The following is a 19,926-nucleotide window of genomic DNA, read 5'->3' on the forward strand; positions in this document are numbered from 1 at the left end:
GCGCGTCATCGCGCCGCAATGATGACACCCGTTTCCCGCATGTTGCCCGTGCCGCCGGCGTCGTCCACCGCGCCCTCGAGAACCACAATGCCGGCAAGCTCGGTCCCGTTCGTCCCGCCGATCACGCCCGACCAGTCGCCCGAGGCGATGATGCTGCCGGTGCTGGTCTCGCGCAAGCTGGCACCGCCGCCGTCGATGGTGCCATTGCTCCGGTCGACGTTGCCCAGGGCCAGCGAGATGTAGTCGTCCATCACGCCCAGGGGTGCGCCGGCCGAGTCATAGACCTGCCGGCCCGAGACCGTGCCGAGGATGGCGCCGATGCCATCGAAATCGCCGAAGTCGATGTCGATTTCCGCCGCGCCGGTCACATACTGCGGCGTGTTGATGCCCGAGGCCGAGTCGAAGATCCGGATCGCTGCGTATTCGCCGGTGAAGGTGTATTCACCCGAGTTCGGCAGACTGACCGATGTCGCAAGCCGCTTGGCCGCGGCGCCGCCAAGGCCGAAGTCCACAAAGGCCGTCGTGCCGAAAGCACCCGCTTCGACCGCCCCAGTGCCCGAACGGCGGAACACCGCAAAATACCGGTTCGCCCCGGCAACGTTCTCATAACGGCCGAAGTCGCCCGGCAGCGTCCCGGTCTGCTCATACTCTGCCTGGCCATTCGCCGCGGTCGCACCGTCGAACGGAATGTTGTTCACCACGATGACGTTTCCGTCCGGGTCATAGACCATGCTGTTCATGACAAGATCGTCATTCAGATCGTCGCCATACACCGACCCGGGCGTGGTATCGGGCGTCCCGCCGTCCGCCCCCGGATCTTCCTGGTTCACGAAGGGATTGCCGCCGCAACCGGCCAGCATCGACAGCAGAGCCAGGACCGTGAAACCGCGCTTCGACATGGGGCTGACCTCAGAAATACCAGAATTCAGGCCGAACCTGCCGGCAAAGGTTCGAAAAGTCAAAGCGGAAGTGACCGGGTCTCCGTGGTGCGGGGCACCCGTTGCGCCCGGGCATCACGCAGCTTCTCGCGGTTTCCGCGCAGCGCTCTACCAGATATAGTCGCCCGCGACTCATTCCTTCCGCGAAAGGCCTTGCCATGCCCCTGACCCCCGACCAGCGTGCCGAGATCGAGGCCGCGCGCGCCACCGCCCAGCCGACGCTTCGCGCGGTCTCTCCCGGGATGGAGGCGCACCTCTACCGCGCGCATGAGGTGCTGGACCACGGCTTCATCCGCGTCATCGACTACATGGGCGACGACAGCGCCATCGTGCAGGCCGCCCGCGTCAGCTATGGCGCCGGCACCAAGCACGTCCAGAACGACGAGGGCCTGATCCGCTACCTGATGCGGCACTGGCACTCGACCCCGTTCGAGATGTGCGAGATCAAGCTGCACGTCAAACTGCCGGTCTTCGTCGCCCGCCAGTGGATCCGCCACCGCACCGCCAACGTCAACGAATACTCGGCCCGCTATTCCATCCTCGACCGCGAATTCTACATCCCCGCCCCCGACCAGCTGGCCGCGCAATCCACCGTCAACAACCAGGGCCGCGGAGACCTTTTGTCCGGCCCCGAAGCCGCCCGCGTGCTGGAAACCCTGAAACGCGACGCCGCCCAATGCTACGACGATTACGAGGCGATGCTGAGCCAGGACGGCCAGCAGGGCCTGGCCCGAGAGCTTGCGCGGATGAACCTGCCGATGAACATCTACACGCAATGGTACTGGAAGGTGGACCTGCACAACCTCTTCCACTTCCTGCGGCTACGGGCGGACCACCACGCCCAATACGAAATCCGCGTCTATGCCGAGGCGATTGCGGCCTGCACGAAAGACTGGGTCCCCGCCGCCTACGCCGCCTTCGAAGACTACCGCATGGGCGGAACCACGCTTTCGGCCAAGGCGATGGCAGTGCTGAAGCGGCGCCTGGCGGGTGAGGCGGTCGGCCAGGAAGACAGCGGCATGTCGAAGGGCGAGTGGCGCGAGTTTGTCGAGGTCTGGGGCTAAGGGTCAGCCGGCACGGGGCCCGCGGCGCGGATCATCTCAAGCCAGCGCGAGGCCGTGGCAGCATCGCGGATCCGAAGGGCAACCTCGCCTTTGGAGTTCACATGGGCATCCGGGAAGGCCACCAATACCTCTTCCGGCGTCAGCCTGCCCCGCCGCAACTCTGGCTTGCGGATGCAGGCCAGAACCCACTCGTCGTTGGGAATGCTGGAAAAGCAGTATTCGTCGCCTCGGAGGATGCGCAGGGTGTTGATGAACCCTTTGTGGTGCGCAATCAGCGTAAGACCCCCAAGCGCCGAGAATCCGTCCACGATGACGTCGAACGCGGCTTTCGCGCTCGACGTCGCGATTTCTTCGCGCAGCTGGGCGATCGTCAGGCCTTCGCCGCTCATTGATCCAGGAAACTCCGCAGTTTCCGGCTCCGGCTCGGGTGCTTCAGCTTGCGCAGGGCCTTGGCTTCGATCTGGCGGATGCGTTCGCGGGTGACGCTGAACTGCTGGCCGACCTCCTCAAGCGTGTGGTCGGTGTTCATGCCGATGCCGAAGCGCATGCGCAGCACGCGTTCCTCGCGGGGGGTCAGGCTGGCCAGCACGCGGGTCGCGGTTTCCTTCAGGTTTTCCTGAATGGCGGAATCCAGCGGCAGGATGGCGTTCTTGTCTTCGATGAAGTCGCCAAGCTGGCTGTCTTCCTCGTCGCCAATCGGGGTTTCCAGCGAAATCGGTTCCTTGGCGATCTTCATCACCTTGCGGACCTTTTCCAGCGGCATCTGCAGCTTTTCGGCCAATTCCTCGGGCGTCGGCTCGCGGCCGATCTCGTGCAGCATCTGGCGCCCCGTCCGCACCAGCTTGTTGATCGTCTCGATCATGTGCACCGGAATCCGGATGGTCCGGGCCTGATCGGCGATCGAGCGGGTGATCGCCTGCCGGATCCACCAGGTCGCATAGGTGCTGAACTTGTAGCCGCGGCGGTATTCGAACTTGTCCACGGCCTTCATCAAGCCGATGTTGCCTTCCTGAATGAGATCAAGGAATTGCAGGCCCCGGTTGGTGTATTTCTTGGCGATCGAGATGACGAGACGCAGGTTCGCCTCGACCATTTCCTTCTTGGCCTGACGCGCCTCTTTCTCGCCCTTCTGGACCTGGTTCACGATCCGGCGGAATTCGCTGATGTCGACGCCGACATACTGGCCGACCTGGGCCATCTCGGCGCGCAGCTCTTCCACCTTGTCGCGGCTCTTCTCCATCAGCATCTGCCAGCCGCGGCCGGCTTTCGCGGCCATGCGGTCGCACCAGCCCGGGTCCAGCTCGTAGCCCTGGTATTCGACGATGAATTCCTGGCGGTTGATCCGCGCCGCATCGGCCAGCTTCACCATGCCCGAATTGATCGACATGATCCGCTTGTTGATGCCGTACAGCTGGTCGATCAGGGCCTCGATCCGGCTGTTGTTCAGGTGCAGCTCGTTGACGAGCAGCACGATTTCCGACCGCAGCTTCTGGTAGGCGGCCTCTTCGCTGGTGGAAAACCGCGAGGTATGCGACAGCGCGGCCGACATCCGCTGATCCTGCATCTCGGCCAGCTTGGTGTAGTCGCGGGCGATCAGGTCCAGGGTTTCCAGCACCTTGGGCTTGAGCGCGGCCTCCATCGCGGCCAGCGACAGGTTCGAGCCCTCGTCGTCCTCGTCGTCCGGCTCTTCGCGCAGGATCGGGTTGCCGTCGGCATCCAGTTCCGGCTCGTCGCTGGCGGCCCGGCGCGGGGCGGCGCCGCCGACCTCGATGTCATCCAGCGGCGGGCCTTCCAGTTCCTCGTCGCCGTCCAGACTGCGGCCAAAGGTGGCCTCAAGGTCGATCACGTCGCGCAGAAGGATCTCTTCGTTCAGCAGTTCGTCGCGCCAGATGGTGATGGCGTGAAAGGTCAGCGGGCTTTCGCACAGGCCCGCGATCATGGTGTTGCGGCCGGCCTCGATGCGCTTGGCGATGGCGATCTCGCCTTCGCGGCTCAGCAACTCGACCGAGCCCATCTCGCGCAGATACATCCGCACCGGGTCATCGGTGCGGTCCAGCGATTCCGACTGCGCGCCCGCCAGCGCGACCTCGCGCGAGGTCGAGGCCTCGACGAGGTCGCCCGCAACCGTGGGCTCGACCGGGTCGTCGGATTCCTCTTCCTCGATGACGTTGACGCCCATCTCGGAGAGCATCGACATCAGATCCTCGATCTGCTCGGACGAGACGGTCTCGGGCGGCATCACCTGGTTGAGCTGGTCGTAGGTGATGTAGCCCCGTTCACGCGCGTCCGCGATCATCTTCTTGACGGCGGCCTGGCTCATGTCGAGCGAGGCGTCGGCGTCATCGTTTTCGGGCTTCGCGTCGTCGGTGTCCTTGAGGGCCATGCGTGCTCCTGGGGTCGGCGAATCGGAGAGTGATGTTATCGAATCAATAGCGCGAATCACGGCAGGGTGAAGGGCGAATCGGTCTAAGGACGGCTGCGACCGCCCCGGCTGAAGTCGATCTGGTCATGCAGGCGGCGGGCACGGTCCAGTTCCTCGCGGTCCTGTTCCACGCCGTTCGGCGCAAGGATGGTCTCGCCCTTCTGCTCCTTCGGCATGCCGCGGGACGCGGCGTTTCGCAGGTCGGTCGCGCGGGACACGCGCCAGGTCTGCGATTCGTCGGCCAGCCCGGCGATGCCCAACTCGGCCTCCGCCATCTCGATCCGGTGGGCCCGCTTGGCCTCGAGCGCCGCCAGATCGACCGCGATGCAGACGGCGGCGAAGTCCTCATCGTTTCGCGGCAGCATCGGCGGCGCAATACGGACATGGGGATGCGCCAGCAGCCGGTCAAGGGCGGCGGGGCTGTCGGCCTCGATCCGGGCGCGACAATCGGCGTCCGGCGCGTGGGTCAGCAGCAGGTTGCGCAGGCGGGTGTGGTCCTCGGTCGACAGGTCCAACCGTTCCAGCGAGGTCTCGAAACGGTGAACCAGGCCCGGAAAGCGGACCAGCGCGGCCAGGATCACCGCCTCGCGCAGGGTGTCTTCCGGCGCGTGGCCGGCGGCCAGCAGCGAGGCCCGGGTCGAGGCCAGGGGCGGCGCCTTGTCTTCGAAGAAGTCCTTCCGTTTGCCCTTTCCGGCTTTCGGCTTTCGGGCTGTGAGGGACCAGAAGAAGTCGTTCTTCAGGCGCCGCAAAGTCTCAGTGTAGCGATCCTTGATCAGTCGGTCCTTGATGCGCGAAGTCAATTCGTTCAGCCGCGATTCCAGGGCCGCCTGTCGTTCTGGGGACGAGAAGTCCTGCCCTTCGGTCTCGCGTTGCCACAACAGCCGCACCATCGGCTGGGCGCCGTCCAGCACCCGCTGCATGGCCTGCGCCCCTTCGGCCTTGATCAGATCGTCAGGGTCCATGCCGCCGGGCAGCAGCGCAAAGCGCAGGCCCTTGCCGGCCTCCAGCAGCGGCAGCGCCAGGTCCACCACCCGCAGGCCGGCGCGCAGGCCGGCGCTGTCGCCGTCCAGCGCGATCACCGGCTCGTCGGCCAGCCGCCACATCAAGCGCAGCTGGTCTTCCGTGACGGCGGTGCCCAAGGGGGCCACGGCGGCGGTGAAGCCGGCTTCGGACAGGGCGATCACGTCCATGTAGCCTTCGGCCACGACCAGCGGCTTGCCCTTGCCGGCGGCCTCGCGCGCGGGGCCGATGTTGAACAGGGTGCGGCCCTTGTCGAACAACTCGGTCTCGGGGCCGTTCAGGTATTTGGCCGGCGCATTGGGGTCAAGCGCGCGCCCGCCAAGGCTGATCGCCCGGCCGCGCGTGTCGCGGATGGGAAAGATGATGCGGCCGCGGAAGCGGTCGAAAAGGCTGCCGTCGTCGCCCTTGGCGATCAACCCGCTGGCCACCATCAGGTCGGGCGCGATGCCCTTTGCGGCCAAGGCGTCCTTCAGGGCATGGCGGCTGGCTGGGGCCCAGCCGATATCCCAGCGGTCCCAGGCCGGCTCGGCCAGGCGGCGCTTTTCGGTCAGGTATTTCCGCGCCTCGGCGCCGACGGCCGTCTTCAGTTGCAGGCGGAACCATTTGACCGCCTCGTCCATGACCTTGGCCAGTTCGCTGCGGCGGTCGGCCTGTTCGGCCGCGCGCGGATCGCGTTCGGGCATCGGCAACCCGGCCTCGGCGGCCAGAACGGCGACGGCCTCGATGAACGAGAGGTTCTCGGTCTCCTTGACGAAGGTCAGCGCGTCGCCCTTCGCATGGCAACCGAAGCAGTAGTAGAACCCCTTGCGGTCATCGACGTGGAAGCTGGCCGACTTTTCCTGGTGGAACGGGCAAGGCGCCCACCAGTCGCCCTTGGCCATGTTCGACTTGCGCATGTCCCAGGTCACCTTGCGGCCGACAACGGCCGACAGGGAGACGCGGGTGCGCAGCTCGTCAAGGAATCCGGGGGGCAGGGACATGGTCCAGATATGGGCCTGCCGGGCGCCCGAGTCGAGTCGCCGGTCGTGCCGGAGCGGACCGCCTCAGCTGAACCAGAGGCTGAAGGTGTCGGGACCGAGGGTCCTGGTCTCGCCCAGCCGCAGACGAGGGGCGTCCTGCAACAGGCTCAGGCCAAGCGGGCCAAGCGCGGGGGTGCCGTCGGCGCCGATCAGGCAACCGGCCTGATACAGCGCCAGCGCGTCAACCAGTCCGGCCCGGGTCAGCGCCGCCGCAAGCGTGCCGCCGCCTTCGCACAGGACGCGGGTCAGGCCTTCCTTTGCCAGGCGCCGAAAGGCGGCGGCAAGGTCGAGGTGGTCGCCCACGGCGGGGCATTCGATCAGGCGCGCGCCCGTTGCGGACCAGGCGGCGCGGGCCTCGGGCGCGGCCGCGGGGCCGTGCAACAGCCAGACCGGCAACAGGCGGGCGGTCTGGCCCAGCCGGCTGTCGGGCCGGTGCGACAGTCGGCTGTCCAGCACGACGCGCAGCGGCTGGCGCGCGGTGCCGAAGGCGCGGATGGTCAGGTCGGGGTCGTCGGCGCGGGCGGTGCCCGATCCGACCAGCACCGCATCATGGCTCAGCCGCAAGAGGTGCCCATGCGCCCGCGCCTGCGCCCCGGTGATCCAGCGGCTTTCGCCGGTGGCGGTGGCGATGCGGCCATCCAGCGTGGTGGCCAGCTTGAGCGTCACGAAGGGCAGGCCCCGGGTGACGCGCTTGACGAACCCGGCGGCGACGCGGGCGGCCGGATCGGACAGCACGCCTTCGGTCACCGCGATGCCGGCCTTGCGCAGCAGCGCGTGGCCCTGGCCTGCGGTACGCGGGTCGGGGTCGGTCAAGGCGGTCACCACGCGGGCCAGCCGGGCCGCCACCAGCGCCTCGGCGCAGGGCGGGGTCTGGCCGTGATGGGCGCAGGGCTCCAGCGTGACATAGGCGGTGGCGCCGGCCGCCGCCGCGCCCGCCTGTGCCAGGGCCACCCGCTCGGCATGGGGCCGGCCGCCCGGCGCCGTGGTGCCGCGCCCCAGCACCACGCCATCCTTGACGATCACGCAGCCGACCGAGGGGTTCGGCCAGGTCGCACCCAGGCCCCGCGCCGCAAGGCGCAGGGCGTGGGCCATGTGATCGGTGTCGCTCACTCTTCCTGCTTGTCGTTCGGCCGCAGCTCGCTGACGAAGCGGTCAAAGTCGCCCGCCGCCTGGAAGTTCTTGTAAACGCTGGCAAAGCGGACATAGGCCACGGTGTCGATCCGGGCCAGGCTTTCCATCACGATCTCGCCGATCAGCTTCGAGGGGATGTCGGTCTCGCCCAGGGATTCCAGCCGCCGCACGATGCCGCTGATCATCTGGTCGATGCGTTCGGGGTCGATCGGCCGCTTCTGCATGGCGATGCGGATGGACCGTTCCAGCTTGTCGCGGTCGAAATCCTCGCGCTTGCCGCTGGATTTGATCACCACCAGATCGCGCAGTTGCACGCGCTCATAGGTGGTGAAACGCCCGCCACAGGCGGGGCAAAAGCGCCGGCGGCGGATCGATACGTGATCCTCGGCCGGGCGCGAATCCTTCACCTGGGTGTCGATATTGCCGCAGAATGGGCAGCGCATCGGCTCCCTCCTTGCTTGTTCTTGTTGTCCTGCCTCAAGACCGGGTGTTTCCCCCGGTTCTTGCCACAGACTATAGGGGCAGCCCCGCAATCTGGGCCAGCGCGAAAATTCCGGCCCGGAATCTGGGGCCGCGGGTGTGGCGCGGCGGACTCACGCAAGCGTGTGCGGGGAAACCCTGCATCGCAGGTTACGCTTTTGTCTCAACCGCAGGGGGAGACTGCCGATGACCCGGATGACCGCCAAGGATTTCCCGCCCGAACTGCTGGAACTGTACGATTTCTATGCCCATGGCCGCATCACCAAGCGCGAATTCCTGGACCGCGCCGGAAAGTTCGCGGTGGGCGGGCTGACGGCGGTGGCGCTCTTGAACGTGCTCAGCCCGAACTACGCGCTGGCCCAACAGGTGGCCGCCGACGACGCGGGCATTCAGGCCGAGCGGATCAGCTACCCCTCTCCGCAGGGCCATGGGCAGGTGAACGGCCTGCTGGTCCGCCCGGCCGGGGCCACGGGCAAGCTGCCCGCCGTCGTGGTGGTGCACGAAAACCGCGGGCTCAACCCCTATATCGAGGATGTCGCCCGGCGGCTGGGCAAGGCCGGCTTCCTGACGCTGGCGCCCGATGGGCTGACCTCGGTCGGCGGCTACCCCGGCGATGATGAAAAGGGCCGCGAGTTGCAGGCCACGGTCGACCCGGTCAAGCTGATGAACGATTTCTTCGCCGCCGTCGATTTCCTGACGACCCACCCGGACAGCACCGGCCGCGTCGGCATCACCGGCTTCTGCTACGGCGGCGGCGTGGCCAATGCCGCGGCGGTGGCCTTCCCGGGCCTGGGCGGGGCGGTGGCCTTCTACGGCCGCCAGCCGGCGGCCGAGGATGTGGCCAAGATCAAGTGCCCGCTGCTTCTGCATTACGCGGAACTCGACAGCCGCATCAACGAGGGCTGGCCGGCCTTCGAGGCCGCGCTCAAGGCCGCCGGCACCCGGTATGAGGCCCATATCTACCCCGGCGTGAACCACGGCTTCCACAACGACACCACACCCCGCTATGACGCGGCGGCGGCCGATCTGGCCTGGAGCCGGACGTTGGAGTTCTTTGCGGCCAACCTGGCCTGATTCAAGGGCAGGGCGCCGCCTGCCAGGCCTGACTGTCGAAGTTCCAGCACTGCCCGACCGCCACCTTGGCGTCGTAAAGCGCGTCCAGGAACGGCGGGTCGGGCGGGTCCGAACAGGCCAACTCGGCCAGCGTCTCGTCGGCCCGGGTGACGATGACACCGCCCGCCCAGTCCGGGTCGGGGGCGTTTTCCTCCATCGGCTTGTCGACCGACGACCAGACCTCGTAGACCACGTCGTCGTTCTGGAAGCGCACGCTCTGCCAGATCGTCCGGCCGATGCCGGGCCAAGGCTGGAACGCCAGCGTGGCAAGGCTTTCCCGAATGGTCAGGTCCGGCGTGCCAGGGCGGCCAAAGACATACTGCGCCGCGCTGCCATCATGGCAGACCTCCAGCACCTTGCCCTTGATCGGGCAGGAAAAGACCACCTCGCCCGGGCAGTCGGCCAAGGCGGCAGAGGGGGCCAGCAGGGCAAGCGACATCAGGGCGGCGCGCATGGCAGGTCTCCTTTGCGGCCAGTGTGCCGGGGCGTCCCTGGCGGCGCAAGGTCGGGAAACGCGCCGGTCAGCGCCGCTGTCCAGTGATCATCGGGGTGACCAGATCCTCGCGCTTCCAGAACCGGTAGAACAGGATCGCGGCCAGGTGCAGCACCACCAGCGCCAGCAGCGCGACGCCCAGCTTGTGGTGCATGCCCAGCGCCCAGCGGTTCCATTCGGTCGAGACGCTTTCGGCCAGCGGGCCGACATTGATGTAGTCCTCGGGGTCCAGGATCAGCCCGGTGCCGATCTGCGCGATGAGCAGCCCCAGCATCGCCAGGATCGACCAGCCGCCCAGCGGGTTGTGGCCGCGGGCATGGCTGGCCTTGCGCGCGGGCAGGCTGCGGACATAGGCCAGCACCACGCCCGGGCCGCGCAGAAAGCTGGCGAAGCGGGCGGTGCGCGGGCCGACAAAACCCCAGACCAGGCGGAATCCGATCAGCACCGCCACCGCGTAGCCCGACCAGAAGTGCAGCGTCATGTCCAAGGGGCCGAACTGGCCCAGCAGCCAGGAGGCCACCACCGCCGCCGCCAGCGCCCAGTGAAAGATGCGCAGCGCGGGGTCCCAAATCTGTTCGTTTCGCTTGGTCATGGTGAGCCTCTATTGGAAAGGGAAAGGCCGGGGGCGCCCGGCCGTTGCGCTGCCTATTCCGGCACGCGATAGGCGTCGTGGCAGGCCTTGCAGGTGCCGCCCAGCTTGCCGAAAGCCTCGCCAAAGGCGGCCGCATCGCCGGCATTGGCCGCCGCAATGACCACGGCTGCGGCTTCGTGCATCGCCTTGCCCTTGGTACCGACGTCTTCCATGTTGTCCCACAGCTTTGCCATCGCACGGCTCTTGCCGGGGAATTCGGCATCCGAGGTGCCCGGCGCGAACAGCGGCCGCACGTCGACGGCCAGCGCCGCCTCAAGCTTCGCCGCTTCGGCCTTGGCGGCTTCGGCGTCGAAGCTCTCGGCCAGCTTGCCCATCGGCTTCATCACCGCGCCCAGCGACTTGTAGTAGTCCTGGCGGGCGGTCACCGTTTCCATCGGGTCGGCGGCCAGCGCGATGCTGCCCACCAGGGCCGCGGCTGCGGCGGCGTATAGAACCTTGCGCATGCGTATCTCCTTCGCTGCAAGTTGGGGTTGCTCGGGGCTTATACGCAGGTGCAGCATCATTCCGTCGTAAGAAAACCGTTACTTTCCAATATATTGAACTCATGTTTTGCCTGCCACAGGGCAGCGCCGCGCCCTTCGCCACACGTCCGCGCAAACACTGTGGCCGGCCGCCTGCCCCTTGCCGCCGCGAAATCCGCACTACCTCACCCGGGCAAAAGGAGTCGTCCATGCCCGTGCTCACCCTCTACGCCCTGACCGCCCTGATCTTTCTTGTTCTCGACGCGATCATGCTGACTCTGGTCATGAAACCGCTGTTCACCCGGCACATCGGCCCGCTGATGGCCGAGCCGATCCGCATGGCGCCGGCGGTCGTGTTCTATCTGTCCTACGTGGCGGGGCTGGTCTACCTCGTCTCGGCCCCGGCGCTGCGCGACGCCGGGCCGGTGGTGGTGCCGGCGCTGATCCTGGGGCTGATGGCCTACGGCACCTACGAATTCACCTCCTGGACGATCCTGCGCGACTGGCACCCTTCGATGGTGATCACCGACACGCTCTGGGGCGGCTTCCTGACCGCCTTCTCCGCCTGGGCGGGCGTGGCGGCGACACGGGCGATCCATGGCTGAGCAGGGGCTTGCGGGCCGCGGGCGAACCTGCCAGCAAGGCCTCGTCAGGCTTGACCCGTCTTCTGCGAAAAGGCACCGACGATGATCCTTTACGGCATTTCCACCTGCGACACCTGCAAGAAGGCGCTCAAGGCGCTTGCGGCGGCGGGCAAGGAGGTGACCTTCCGCGACCTGCGCGCAGCGCCGCTGTCTCAGGCGGAGATTGCCGAGATCGTCGGCGAATTCGGCGACCTGGCGGTGAACCGCCAATCCACCACCTACCGGTCGTTTTCCGATTTCCTGAAAGCCTCGGACCCCGAGGAACAGATCAAGGCGCAGCCCACGGTGATGAAGCGGCCGGTCATCAAGGCCGACCGCTGGTATCTGGGCTGGGATGCCGCAACCGAGGCGGCGCTGACGCGGTAGGGTGGGTGCGCTGCACCCACCGCCCGCTCACAGCAGCTTCAATTCGCCTGCCGAGGACCGGCCGTCGCGGCCCGAGGCCAGTTCGTAGGCCACCTTCTGGTTGTCGTTCAGGCCCTTCAGACCGGCGCGTTCCACCGCCGAGATATGAACGAACACGTCCTTGCCGCCGTCATCGGGGGCAATGAACCCATACCCCTTGGTCGAATTGAACCACTTCACAGTGCCCGTCGGCATTCCCCGCTCTCCCATTTCCAACCCCCCCGGGCGCGATTGCCGCGAGGCGGTGCCGCCAGGTCTTCCAGGGCCTTCCATCAGAGAGAGGCAGTCAGAAAGTCTGTCGTCACTGTGCGTCAGGATGCCACGGCGCAAAGGAAAATCAAGAAATATGGCGATGGCCGCTCTGCCGTTGCAGGAAAGCGCCCATCGCCTGGTCACCCGGCAGGCAGCACCCCGGGAAGGCTCAGGCCAGGTCGGGCGGCAGGGCGGCGCAGGTGAACTCGGCAAGGGCGGCGTCAAGCGCCATGGTCTCGGTCCGGGTGTCGCCCAGGCGGCGGACACTGACGGTCCGGTCCTCGACTTCCTTCATGCCGATGGCCAGGATCACCGGCACCTTGCCCACCGAATGCTCGCGCACCTTGTAGTTGATCTTCTCGTTGCGGATGTCGGCCTCGGCCCGCACGCCCGCCTTGACCAGCGCCGCCACCACCTCGGCCACGAAAGGATCGGCGTCCGACACGATCGAGGCCACCACCACCTGCCGCGGCGCCAGCCAGAACGGCAGCTTGCCCGAGAAGTTCTCGATCAGGATGCCGATGAAGCGCTCGAACGACCCCAGGCACGCCCGGTGCAGCATGAACGGCCGGTGCCGGCCGCCATCCTCGCCGATGAAGGCCGCATCCAGCCGCTCGGGCAGGTTCGGGTCCAGCTGCAGCGTGCCGCATTGCCAGTCGCGACCGATAGCATCGGTCAGCACGAATTCCAGCTTCGGCGCATAGAAGGCGCCCTCGCCGGGGAAGATGGTATAGGCATGGCCCGCCGCGGTGACGGCATTGGCCAGCGCGGTTTCCATCTTGTCCCACATCTCGTCGCTGCCGACGCGCTTTTCCGGCCGGGTGGAAAGCTTGATCCGCCAGGTGTCGAAGCCAAGGTCGGCATAGACCCGGCTGAGGAACTCGATGAACTTCTTCGATTCCGCTTCCACCTGCTCGAAGGTGCAGAAGATATGCGCATCGTCCTGGGTAAAGCCGCGCACCCGCATGATGCCGTGCAGCGCGCCTGACGGCTCGTACCGCGCGCAGGACCCGAACTCGGCCATCCGCAGCGGCAGGTCGCGATAGCTCTTGATGCCCTGGTTGAAGATCTGCACGTGGCAGGGGCAGTTCATCGGCTTCAGCGCGTTGATGACCTTTTCCCGCGCGCCTTCCTCGTCCACCTCGACGATGAACATGTGCTCGCGGTAGTTCTCCCAGTGCCCCGAGGCTTCCCACAGCTTGCGGTTCACCACCATGGGCGTGTTGACCTCGACATAGCCGTCGGCGCGCTGGCGGCGGCGCATGTAGTCCTGCAGCTGCGTGTAGATGGTCCAGCCGTTCGGGTGCCAGAAGATCTGGCCCGGGGCTTCCTCCTGCATGTGAAACAGGTCCATCTCGCGGCCCAGCTTGCGGTGGTCGCGCTTGGCGGCCTCTTCCAGCATGTGCATGTGGGCCTTGAGGTCGTCGCGGTTCCGGAACGCCAGGCCATAGATGCGCTGCAGCATCGGCCGGCTGCTGTCGCCCAGCCAATAGGCCCCGGCGACATGGGTCAGCTTGAAGGCATCCGCCGGCACCTGGCCGGTGTGCTGCAGGTGCGGACCGCGGCACAGGTCCTGCCAGGGCCCGTGCCAATACATGCGAATGTCCTGGTCTTCCGGGATGCGCTCGATCAGCTCCAGCTTGTAGCCCTCGCCGCGGCCGCGGTAATATTCCACCGCACGGGCGCGGTCCCAGACTTCCGTCCGCACCGGTTCGCGGGCGTTGATGATCTGCTTCATCCGCGCCTCGATCACCCCCAGGTCTTCGGGCGTGAAGGGCTCTTCGCGGTCGAAATCGTAGAACCAGCCATAGTCGCGCACCGGGCCGATGGTGACCTTCACATCCGGCCAGATCTCCTGCACCGCGCGGGCCATGATATGGGCGCAGTCGTGCCGGATCAGTTCCAGCGCCGCCGCGTCGTCCTTCAGCGTGTTCAGGCTGATTGTGGCGTCGGCCTTGATCGGCCAGGCGAGGTCCCAGTGCAGGCCGTTGACCTGGGCCGAGATCGCGGCCTTGGCCAGCGACGGCGCGATGCTGGCGGCCACCTCGGCCGGGGTCACGCCCGCGGCATAGCTGCGCCGGTTGCCATCGGGAAATGTCAGGGAAATCTGGGCCATCGGCCTTGCTCCTCGTCGGTCTGGCGCCCACGGAACGCCCGGTTGCGGGTTATGTCGGGCGCCGGTTTGCGCCGGCGGCGGCGCGGCGTCAAGCCCCGTCGCGCAGGGCAGCTTGCCGCAGCAACAGCGCTCTGCCACAGTCGGCCGATGCGCCGCTTTGCCGACATCCTTGCCGTCGCCGTGGCCCGCAAGGGCAGCGTTCAGGCCGTGCTTTCCGGCCTGCCGCCGGTGAAATCCGCCGCCGAGCTGGCCGCGATCCCCGATGACCGCTGGCTGGCGCAGATGGCGCGCGGCATCTTCCAGGCCGGCATCAGCTGGGCGGTGGTTCAGGCGAAATGGCCCGGCATCGAGACCGCCTTCCACGGCTTCGCCCCCGGCCGGGTGGCGCTGATCGAGGGCGACGAGTTGCACGCTCTGCTGGCCGACCCCCGGGTGATCCGCTCGGGCGCCAAGATCACCGCCATCCGCGACAACGCCGTCGCGCTGGCCGCCAATCCCGGTTTCGGCGCCCGCGTCGCCGACTGGCCGGCGTCCGACTTCGCCGGCCTGCTGGCCTGTATGGCGCGCGATTTCAGCCGGCTGGGCGGCAGCACCGGGCAGTATCTCCTGCGCGCCATGGGCAAGGAAAGCTTTGTCCTGTCGCGCGACGTGGTGGCCCGCCTGCAGGCCGAAGGCGTCATCGACGGCCCGGCGGCCTCGGCCAGGGCGCTGCGGGCCGTGCAGGCCGCGTTCAATGCCTGGAAGGCGGAAAGCGGCCGGTCGCTGACCGAGATCAGCCGGGTTCTGGCGCAAAGCATCGACGCGGACTAGGCTTGCCGCGCCCGACAGGACAGGCCCCATGACCGAATACCTGATGACGCCGCAGGGCCATCGCCTTGCCTTCAACCGCCTGCCCGGGCACAGCCCCGGCATCGTGTTCCTGGGCGGTTTCAAGTCCGACATGCAGGGCAGCAAGGCCAGCTTCCTGCACGACTGGGCGGCCGCGCAGGGCCGCGCCTTCCTGCGGTTCGACTATTCCGGGCATGGCCAGTCCTCCGGCGCCTTTGACGAGGGATGCATCGGCGACTGGCGCGATGATGCTCGTGCCGCGGTCGAGACCCTGACCACCGGCCCGCAGGTTCTGGTCGGCTCTTCCATGGGCGGCTGGATCGCGCTCCTGCTCGCCCGCGAGTTGCCCGCCCGCGTGGCCGGCCTGGTCGGCATCGCCGCCGCGCCGGACTTCACCGAACGCACCTGGACCGAAGAGTTGACCGAAACCCAACGCGCACAGGTGCGGACCCATGGCCGCATCGAACGCCCCTCGGATTACGCCGAGGCGCCCTACGTCTTCACCCGCCGCCTGTTCGAGGACGGGGCCAGACAGGCCGTGCTGACCCGGCCGCTTGCGCTGCCCTTCCCGGCGCGCTTCCTGCAAGGCACGGCCGATACCGATGTGCCGCCCGCGGTGGCTCTGGCGCTTCTGACCCACGCCAGCGGCCCCGATCTGCGGCTGACCCTGGTCAAGGGCGCCGACCACCGGTTCTCGGGGCCCGACGAACTGGCGCTGATCGCCGCCACGCTGGACGAGGTGCTGGAGCACGCCGCCCGATGAACGATCCCCTGGTCCTGATCCCCGGCTTCATGGCCGATGCGCGGGCCTTCCTGCCGCAGATCATGCATCTGGGCAGCGACCGGGCGGTGATCGTCGTGCCGCCCCAGGGCGATACCATCGAGCAGATGAGCCGGTCCGCGCTGGCCATCCTGCCGGATCGCTTCGCCCTGGTTGGCCATGGCCTGGGCGGCGAGGTGGCCATCGACATCCTGCGCCGGGCGGGCAAGCGCGTCAGCCGCATCGCGCTGATCTCGACCGACCCGCTGTCCGAACCGCCGCCGGTTGCCGCCGCGCGCGAGGCGCGCCTGGTGACCGCCCGCTCGGGCCGGCTGGCCGAAGCCCTGCACGAGGACCTGCCGGAGACCGCCCTTGTCGCCAGCGAATGGCGGGCCGAGGTGCTGGCGATGATGCAGGAAATGGGCGCGGCAATGGGGCTTGAGACCTACGTCCGCCACATCCGCGCGCTGCAGCGCCGGCCCGACCAGCAAAAGACCCTGCGCAGCGCGCGGGTGCCGGCGCTGATCCTGGCCGGCGCCGCCGACCCGCTGGTGCCGGTGCGGCGGCAAGAGGTGCTGGCGGGACTGATGCCCTTCGGCCGGCTTGAGGTGATTGCCGAGGCCGGCCACCTGCCGCAACTGGAACAGCCCGAAGCCGTCAGCACCGCGCTGCGCGGCTTTCTCGCCGGCCCGCTGATGCTGCGCTAAGGGCGGCCGGTTACGGCGTGTTGCTGGCGGCCAGACGGATCTGGCCCTTGGCCGCAGGCTCTGGCGTGCCCGAATTGGCGTCGATGAAGTTCAGCACCAGCGGCCGGATGTTCAACCGCCAGCTCTTGCCGGCGAAGATGCCATAGTGGCCCGCCCCCGGTTCGACATGGCTGGCCTTCTTTTCGTCCGGCAGGCCGGTCAGCAGATTCAGCGCCGCCACGCATTGCCCCGGCGCGCTGATGTCGTCGTTGGCGCCTTCCACCGTCTTCACCGCGACCTGGGTGATCGCGCCGATGTCCACCCGCTTGCCGGCCACGACAAACTCGTTCAGCGCGATCTCGCGGTTCTTGAAGATGCGCTCGACCGTCGACAGGTAGAACTCGGCCGTCATGTCCATCACGGCCAGGTATTCGTCATAGAACCGGTTGTGCGCGTCGTGGTCCGCCGCCTCGCCGCGCGCGACCTTCATGATCTGCTCGCGGAAGGCCTCGCTGTGCCGCTCGCCGTTCATCGAGATGAAGCCGGCCAGTTGCAGCAGGCCCGGATAGACCAGCCGCCCCGCGCCCTTGTACTTGAAGCCCACCCGCTGGATCGCCGACTGCTCAAGCTGGCCCATCGTCACCCGGCGGCCGAAATCGGTGACCTCGGTCGCCGCCGCATCGGGGTCCACCGGACCGCCGATCAGCGTCAGGCTGCGCGGCTGCGCCTCGGGGTCTTCGCCCGCCAGATAGGCGGTGGCCGCCAGGGTCAGCGGCACCGGCTGGCAGACTGCGATCACATGGGTATCGGGGCCCAGCTCGCGCATGAAGTCGACCAGATACAGCGTGTAGTCTTCCACGTCGAACTTGCCGACGCTGACCGGGATGTCGCGCGCGTTGTGCCAGTCGGTGACATAGACATCGGCATCGGGCAACAGCGACGACACCGTCGAGCGCAACAGCGTGGCGTAGTGCCCCGACATGGGCGCCACCAGCAGGATCTTGCGCGCCATCGGCGCCCGGCGGCGCACGAAGAACTGCACCAGGTTGCCGAAAGGCTTTTCCACCACCGTCTTGATGTCGACCAGGTGGTCGGTGCCGTCCGGCCCGACAATCGAGCGGATGCCCCAGTCGGGCTTGGCGACCATCCGCGCGAAAGTGCGCTCGGTCACTTCGCCCCAGGCCGCCATCAGGGGCAGCATCGGATTCATCGACAGCGCGAAGATCGGATAGCTGGCCATCGCCCGCGCGGTGGCGCCCAACCACTCGTTGGTGTTGCGGGCGCTTTCCATCAGGTCATAGGTGGTCATATACTTCATGCGCATCTCCTGAACCGCGGGAGGGACCCCGACCGCAGCGTCACATGTCCCCCCGGTGTCCGGCGACGCAATGCTGCACAGCAGCGACGATAGGGGGGAAGTTCGGACATGACAACTGAAACCGAAGACGGCGGGGTGCGGCAAGACAGACTTGATGCCAATCTCGCACGCCTCGAAGAGTTGTCGAAACGTCTTACCGCGGCGTTGACGCAGCGCCGCGCGCATGATCCCGCCCTGCACGGCCCCTCGGCCGAGGTCTACATGAAGGCCGCGACCGCCTACATGGCCGAGATGATGCAGAACCCGGCCCGCGTGCTGGAACATCAGATCGCCTATTGGGGCAAGACCCTGAAACACTATGTCGAGGCCCAGCAGGTGCTGGCCAAGGGCGAGTTTCGCGCCCCCGAAGACCCCGGCCCGAAGGATCGCCGGTTCCAGAACCCGCTGTGGGACAGCCACCCCTACTTCAACTTCCTCAAGCAGCAATACCTGTTCAACGCCGAGGCGATCCAGACCGCCGTGGGCGACATGGAGGCGCTGGCCCCCGAGGATCGCCGCCGGGTGGATTACTTCACCCGCCAGATCGTCGACATGTTCAGCCCGACGAACTTTTTCGGCACCAATCCCGACGCGCTTGAAAAGGCGGTGGCGACCGATGGCGCAAGCCTGGTGCAGGGCCTGGAAAACCTGGTGCGCGACATCGAGGCCAACAGCGGCGAGATGGTGGTCACCCTGGCCGACCGCGAGGCGTTCCGCGTCGGCAGCAACCTGGCCACCACGCCCGGCGACGTGGTCTATCGCAACAAGATGTTCGAGCTGATCCAGTATCGGCCGACCACCGAGAAGGTCCACAAGACGCCGCTGGTGATCTTTCCGCCGTGGATCAACAAGTTCTACATCCTGGACCTGAAACCCGCGAATTCGCTGGTCAAGTGGATCGTGGACCAGGGCTTCACCCTGTTCGTGGTGTCCTGGGCCAACCCCGATGCCACCTATGCCGGCATCGGCATGGACGATTACATCCGCGACGGCTACCTGCGCGCCATGGCCGAGGTGCGCCGCATCACCGGCGTCGACCAGATCAATGCCGCCGGCTACTGCATCGCCGGCACTACCCTTGGCCTGACCCTGGCCCATCTGGAAAAGGCCGGCGACAAGACGGTCAAGACCGCCACCTTCTTCACCACGATGACCGATTTCTCGGACCCCGGCGAAGTCGGCGTCTTCCTGGACGACGACTTTGTCGACGGCATCGAACGCCAGACCGCAAAGGACGGCATCCTGTCCAAGCTGTTCATGTCGCGGACCTTCTCGTTCCTGCGCTCGAACGACCTGATCTACCAGCCGGCAATCCGCTCCTACATGCTGGGCGAGGCGCCGCCGGCCTTCGACCTCCTGTACTGGAACGGCGACGGCACCAACCTGCCGGCGAAGATGGCGGTGGAATACCTGCGCGGCCTGTGCCAGCAGGACGGCTTTGCCAAGGGCCGGTTTCCCGTCTTCGGCCATCCGGTCAGCCTGGCCGAGGTCAAGGTGCCGCTCTGCGCCGTCGCCTGCGAGACCGACCACATCGCGCACTGGCGCGGCAGCTTCAACGGCATCGCGCAGATGGGGTCGAAGTCCAAGACCTTCATCCTGGCCGAAAGCGGCCACATCGCCGGCATCATCAACCCGCCGGGTCGCGACAAGTATGGCCACTACGTTTCCGATGCCCCCGTCGCCGGAGACCCCGACGCCTGGAAGGCCGCGGCCAGTTTCCACAAGGGCAGCTGGTGGCCGCGCTGGGGCGAATGGCTGGCCAAGGCTTCAGGCCCCATGGTCGACGCGCGCGTGCCGGGCGACAGCGTCCACCCCGCCCTGGCCCCGGCGCCGGGCAGCTATGTGGTGGCCGAGCCAAAGCTTCTGACGGCCTGATTCGCCCTAAGCCGGCGCGGCTTTCGCCCGGTCCTCGGATCGCCGCCGCGGACCGGCAGCCTGCCGTTTCGGCAGGTGACGCCGGGGAAAGCACGTCCGCTCAAGACCTTGGCCGAACGACCGCCGCCAATCGCCTGCGGGGTGATGGGCGGATCGGCCTTTCTCAGCCGACGGTTTTGCTGCGCCGCAGAAAAACTCTTGATTTGCTGC

General features: G+C 67.2%; 20 protein-coding genes. 8 read left to right on the top strand and 12 right to left on the bottom strand.

Going from position 1 to position 19,926, the window contains the following annotated elements; all coding sequences use genetic code 11:
• Positions 1 to 5: 5 nt before the first annotated feature.
• Complete coding sequence (locus LHP98_RS12150) at positions 6 to 899, bottom strand: hypothetical protein (RefSeq protein WP_227252794.1); 894 nt, start codon at positions 897 to 899, stop codon at positions 6 to 8.
• A 197-nt stretch (positions 900 to 1,096) separates the two neighbouring features.
• Here LHP98_RS12150 and thyX point away from each other — a divergent pair, with 197 nt between their 5' ends.
• Positions 1,097 to 2,002 (top strand): FAD-dependent thymidylate synthase, encoded by a 906-nt coding sequence (gene thyX, locus LHP98_RS12155; protein ID WP_227252795.1) that lies wholly within the window; start codon positions 1,097 to 1,099, stop codon positions 2,000 to 2,002.
• Here thyX and LHP98_RS12160 read toward each other — a convergent pair.
• The 5 genes from LHP98_RS12160 to nrdR all read right to left on the bottom strand — a co-directional run bounded on the left by LHP98_RS12160 (position 1,999) and on the right by nrdR (position 8,037).
• A complete protein-coding gene (locus LHP98_RS12160) occupies positions 1,999 to 2,391 on the bottom strand; it encodes a hypothetical protein (protein WP_227252796.1) in 393 nt (130 codons plus the stop codon). The genes thyX and LHP98_RS12160 overlap by 4 nt on opposite strands.
• On the bottom strand, positions 2,388 to 4,385 hold the full coding sequence (rpoD, locus tag LHP98_RS12165; RefSeq protein ID WP_227252797.1) for an RNA polymerase sigma factor RpoD: 1,998 nt from the start codon (positions 4,383 to 4,385) through the stop codon (positions 2,388 to 2,390). Before rpoD ends, LHP98_RS12160 begins: the two co-directional genes overlap by 4 nt.
• 83 nt (positions 4,386 to 4,468) lie before the next feature.
• Positions 4,469 to 6,424 (bottom strand): DNA primase, encoded by a 1,956-nt coding sequence (gene dnaG, locus LHP98_RS12170; RefSeq protein WP_227252798.1) that lies wholly within the window; start codon positions 6,422 to 6,424, stop codon positions 4,469 to 4,471.
• Between the two features lie 63 nt (positions 6,425 to 6,487).
• On the bottom strand, positions 6,488 to 7,555 hold the full coding sequence (gene ribD / locus LHP98_RS12175; RefSeq protein ID WP_227252948.1) for a bifunctional diaminohydroxyphosphoribosylaminopyrimidine deaminase/5-amino-6-(5-phosphoribosylamino)uracil reductase RibD: 1,068 nt from the start codon (positions 7,553 to 7,555) through the stop codon (positions 6,488 to 6,490).
• A 14-nt stretch (positions 7,556 to 7,569) separates the two neighbouring features.
• Positions 7,570 to 8,037 (bottom strand): transcriptional regulator NrdR, encoded by a 468-nt coding sequence (gene nrdR, locus LHP98_RS12180; protein ID WP_227252799.1) that lies wholly within the window; start codon positions 8,035 to 8,037, stop codon positions 7,570 to 7,572.
• 223 nt (positions 8,038 to 8,260) lie between these two features.
• Between nrdR and yghX the strand changes: the two genes are divergently transcribed.
• The gene (yghX, locus tag LHP98_RS12185; protein WP_227252800.1) at positions 8,261 to 9,148 is read left to right on the top strand and encodes a YghX family hydrolase; all 888 of its coding nucleotides are present in this window, start codon (positions 8,261 to 8,263) and stop codon (positions 9,146 to 9,148) included.
• Position 9,149: 1 nt separating this feature from the next.
• Here yghX and LHP98_RS12190 read toward each other — a convergent pair whose 3' ends face one another.
• From LHP98_RS12190 to LHP98_RS12200, 3 genes are all read right to left on the bottom strand, one after another.
• Positions 9,150 to 9,641, bottom strand: coding sequence for a hypothetical protein (locus LHP98_RS12190; protein WP_227252801.1), 492 nt, complete (start codon positions 9,639 to 9,641; stop codon positions 9,150 to 9,152).
• A 67-nt stretch (positions 9,642 to 9,708) separates the two neighbouring features.
• On the bottom strand, positions 9,709 to 10,272 hold the full coding sequence (locus LHP98_RS12195) for a cytochrome b/b6 domain-containing protein (RefSeq protein WP_227252802.1): 564 nt from the start codon (positions 10,270 to 10,272) through the stop codon (positions 9,709 to 9,711).
• Positions 10,273 to 10,325: 53 nt separating this feature from the next.
• Positions 10,326 to 10,775 carry a cytochrome c gene (locus tag LHP98_RS12200; RefSeq protein ID WP_227252803.1) on the bottom strand — a complete coding sequence of 150 codons (450 nt, stop codon included), beginning with the start codon at positions 10,773 to 10,775 and terminating at the stop codon, positions 10,326 to 10,328.
• Positions 10,776 to 11,002: 227 nt separating this feature from the next.
• Between LHP98_RS12200 and LHP98_RS12205 the strand changes: the two genes are divergently transcribed.
• Together LHP98_RS12205 and LHP98_RS12210 are read left to right on the top strand one after the other, a co-directional pair.
• Positions 11,003 to 11,398 (top strand): DUF2177 family protein, encoded by a 396-nt coding sequence (locus LHP98_RS12205; RefSeq protein ID WP_227252804.1) that lies wholly within the window; start codon positions 11,003 to 11,005, stop codon positions 11,396 to 11,398.
• Positions 11,399 to 11,479: 81 nt separating this feature from the next.
• Positions 11,480 to 11,803, top strand: a complete 324-nt coding sequence (locus LHP98_RS12210; RefSeq protein ID WP_227252805.1) for an arsenate reductase family protein — start codon at positions 11,480 to 11,482, stop codon at positions 11,801 to 11,803.
• Positions 11,804 to 11,830: 27 nt separating this feature from the next.
• Here the strand turns inward: LHP98_RS12210 and LHP98_RS12215 are convergent, their stop codons facing one another.
• Together LHP98_RS12215 and thrS are read right to left on the bottom strand one after the other, a co-directional pair.
• On the bottom strand, positions 11,831 to 12,037 hold the full coding sequence (locus tag LHP98_RS12215) for a cold-shock protein (RefSeq protein ID WP_227252806.1): 207 nt from the start codon (positions 12,035 to 12,037) through the stop codon (positions 11,831 to 11,833).
• 226 nt (positions 12,038 to 12,263) lie between these two features.
• Positions 12,264 to 14,210 (bottom strand): threonine--tRNA ligase, encoded by a 1,947-nt coding sequence (gene thrS / locus LHP98_RS12220; RefSeq protein ID WP_227252807.1) that lies wholly within the window; start codon positions 14,208 to 14,210, stop codon positions 12,264 to 12,266.
• Positions 14,211 to 14,357: 147 nt separating this feature from the next.
• Between thrS and LHP98_RS12225 the strand changes: the two genes are divergently transcribed.
• The 3 genes from LHP98_RS12225 to LHP98_RS12235 are packed head-to-tail and all read left to right on the top strand — an operon-like array spanning position 14,358 to position 16,505.
• The gene (locus LHP98_RS12225) at positions 14,358 to 15,020 is read left to right on the top strand and encodes a DNA-3-methyladenine glycosylase I (RefSeq protein WP_227252808.1); all 663 of its coding nucleotides are present in this window, start codon (positions 14,358 to 14,360) and stop codon (positions 15,018 to 15,020) included.
• A 28-nt stretch (positions 15,021 to 15,048) separates the two neighbouring features.
• Positions 15,049 to 15,801: an alpha/beta hydrolase gene (locus tag LHP98_RS12230; RefSeq protein WP_227252809.1), complete on the top strand. Its 753-nt coding sequence runs from the start codon at positions 15,049 to 15,051 to the stop codon at positions 15,799 to 15,801.
• Positions 15,798 to 16,505 (top strand): alpha/beta fold hydrolase, encoded by a 708-nt coding sequence (locus tag LHP98_RS12235; protein ID WP_227252810.1) that lies wholly within the window; start codon positions 15,798 to 15,800, stop codon positions 16,503 to 16,505. The genes LHP98_RS12230 and LHP98_RS12235 overlap by 4 nt, the downstream gene beginning before the upstream one ends.
• A 10-nt stretch (positions 16,506 to 16,515) precedes the next feature.
• Here the strand turns inward: LHP98_RS12235 and phaZ are convergent, their stop codons facing one another.
• Positions 16,516 to 17,802, bottom strand: a complete 1,287-nt coding sequence (gene phaZ, locus LHP98_RS12240; protein ID WP_227252811.1) for a polyhydroxyalkanoate depolymerase — start codon at positions 17,800 to 17,802, stop codon at positions 16,516 to 16,518.
• Positions 17,803 to 17,910: 108 nt separating this feature from the next.
• Here phaZ and phaC point away from each other — a divergent pair, with 108 nt between their 5' ends.
• A complete protein-coding gene (gene phaC / locus LHP98_RS12245; RefSeq protein ID WP_227252812.1) occupies positions 17,911 to 19,716 on the top strand; it encodes a class I poly(R)-hydroxyalkanoic acid synthase in 1,806 nt (601 codons plus the stop codon).
• The last annotated feature ends 210 nt before the right edge of the window (positions 19,717 to 19,926 follow it).

Origin of the sequence: Rhodobacter sp. Har01 (assembly GCF_020564565.1) — a bacterium.
Taxonomy (GTDB): domain Bacteria; phylum Pseudomonadota; class Alphaproteobacteria; order Rhodobacterales; family Rhodobacteraceae; genus Pseudogemmobacter.

Excerpts from the sequence above, each read along its gene's own strand:
- LHP98_RS12150 (WP_227252794.1), bottom strand. The coding sequence starts at position 899 with ATGTCGAAGCGCGGTTTCACGGTCCTGGCTCTGCTGTCGATGCTGGCC.
- thyX (WP_227252795.1), top strand. The coding sequence starts at position 1,097 with ATGCCCCTGACCCCCGACCAGCGTGCCGAGATCGAGGCCGCGCGCGCC.
- LHP98_RS12160 (WP_227252796.1), bottom strand. The coding sequence starts at position 2,391 with ATGAGCGGCGAAGGCCTGACGATCGCCCAGCTGCGCGAAGAAATCGCG.
- rpoD (WP_227252797.1), bottom strand. The coding sequence starts at position 4,385 with ATGGCCCTCAAGGACACCGACGACGCGAAGCCCGAAAACGATGACGCC.
- dnaG (WP_227252798.1), bottom strand. The coding sequence starts at position 6,424 with ATGTCCCTGCCCCCCGGATTCCTTGACGAGCTGCGCACCCGCGTCTCC.
- ribD (WP_227252948.1), bottom strand. The coding sequence starts at position 7,555 with ATGGCCCACGCCCTGCGCCTTGCGGCGCGGGGCCTGGGTGCGACCTGG.
- nrdR (WP_227252799.1), bottom strand. The coding sequence starts at position 8,037 with ATGCGCTGCCCATTCTGCGGCAATATCGACACCCAGGTGAAGGATTCG.
- yghX (WP_227252800.1), top strand. The coding sequence starts at position 8,261 with ATGACCCGGATGACCGCCAAGGATTTCCCGCCCGAACTGCTGGAACTG.
- LHP98_RS12190 (WP_227252801.1), bottom strand. The coding sequence starts at position 9,641 with ATGCGCGCCGCCCTGATGTCGCTTGCCCTGCTGGCCCCCTCTGCCGCC.
- LHP98_RS12195 (WP_227252802.1), bottom strand. The coding sequence starts at position 10,272 with ATGACCAAGCGAAACGAACAGATTTGGGACCCCGCGCTGCGCATCTTT.
- LHP98_RS12200 (WP_227252803.1), bottom strand. The coding sequence starts at position 10,775 with ATGCGCAAGGTTCTATACGCCGCCGCAGCCGCGGCCCTGGTGGGCAGC.
- LHP98_RS12205 (WP_227252804.1), top strand. The coding sequence starts at position 11,003 with ATGCCCGTGCTCACCCTCTACGCCCTGACCGCCCTGATCTTTCTTGTT.
- LHP98_RS12210 (WP_227252805.1), top strand. The coding sequence starts at position 11,480 with ATGATCCTTTACGGCATTTCCACCTGCGACACCTGCAAGAAGGCGCTC.
- LHP98_RS12215 (WP_227252806.1), bottom strand. The coding sequence starts at position 12,037 with ATGCCGACGGGCACTGTGAAGTGGTTCAATTCGACCAAGGGGTATGGG.
- thrS (WP_227252807.1), bottom strand. The coding sequence starts at position 14,210 with ATGGCCCAGATTTCCCTGACATTTCCCGATGGCAACCGGCGCAGCTAT.
- LHP98_RS12225 (WP_227252808.1), top strand. The coding sequence starts at position 14,358 with ATGCGCCGCTTTGCCGACATCCTTGCCGTCGCCGTGGCCCGCAAGGGC.
- LHP98_RS12230 (WP_227252809.1), top strand. The coding sequence starts at position 15,049 with ATGACCGAATACCTGATGACGCCGCAGGGCCATCGCCTTGCCTTCAAC.
- LHP98_RS12235 (WP_227252810.1), top strand. The coding sequence starts at position 15,798 with ATGAACGATCCCCTGGTCCTGATCCCCGGCTTCATGGCCGATGCGCGG.
- phaZ (WP_227252811.1), bottom strand. The coding sequence starts at position 17,802 with ATGAAGTATATGACCACCTATGACCTGATGGAAAGCGCCCGCAACACC.
- phaC (WP_227252812.1), top strand. The coding sequence starts at position 17,911 with ATGACAACTGAAACCGAAGACGGCGGGGTGCGGCAAGACAGACTTGAT.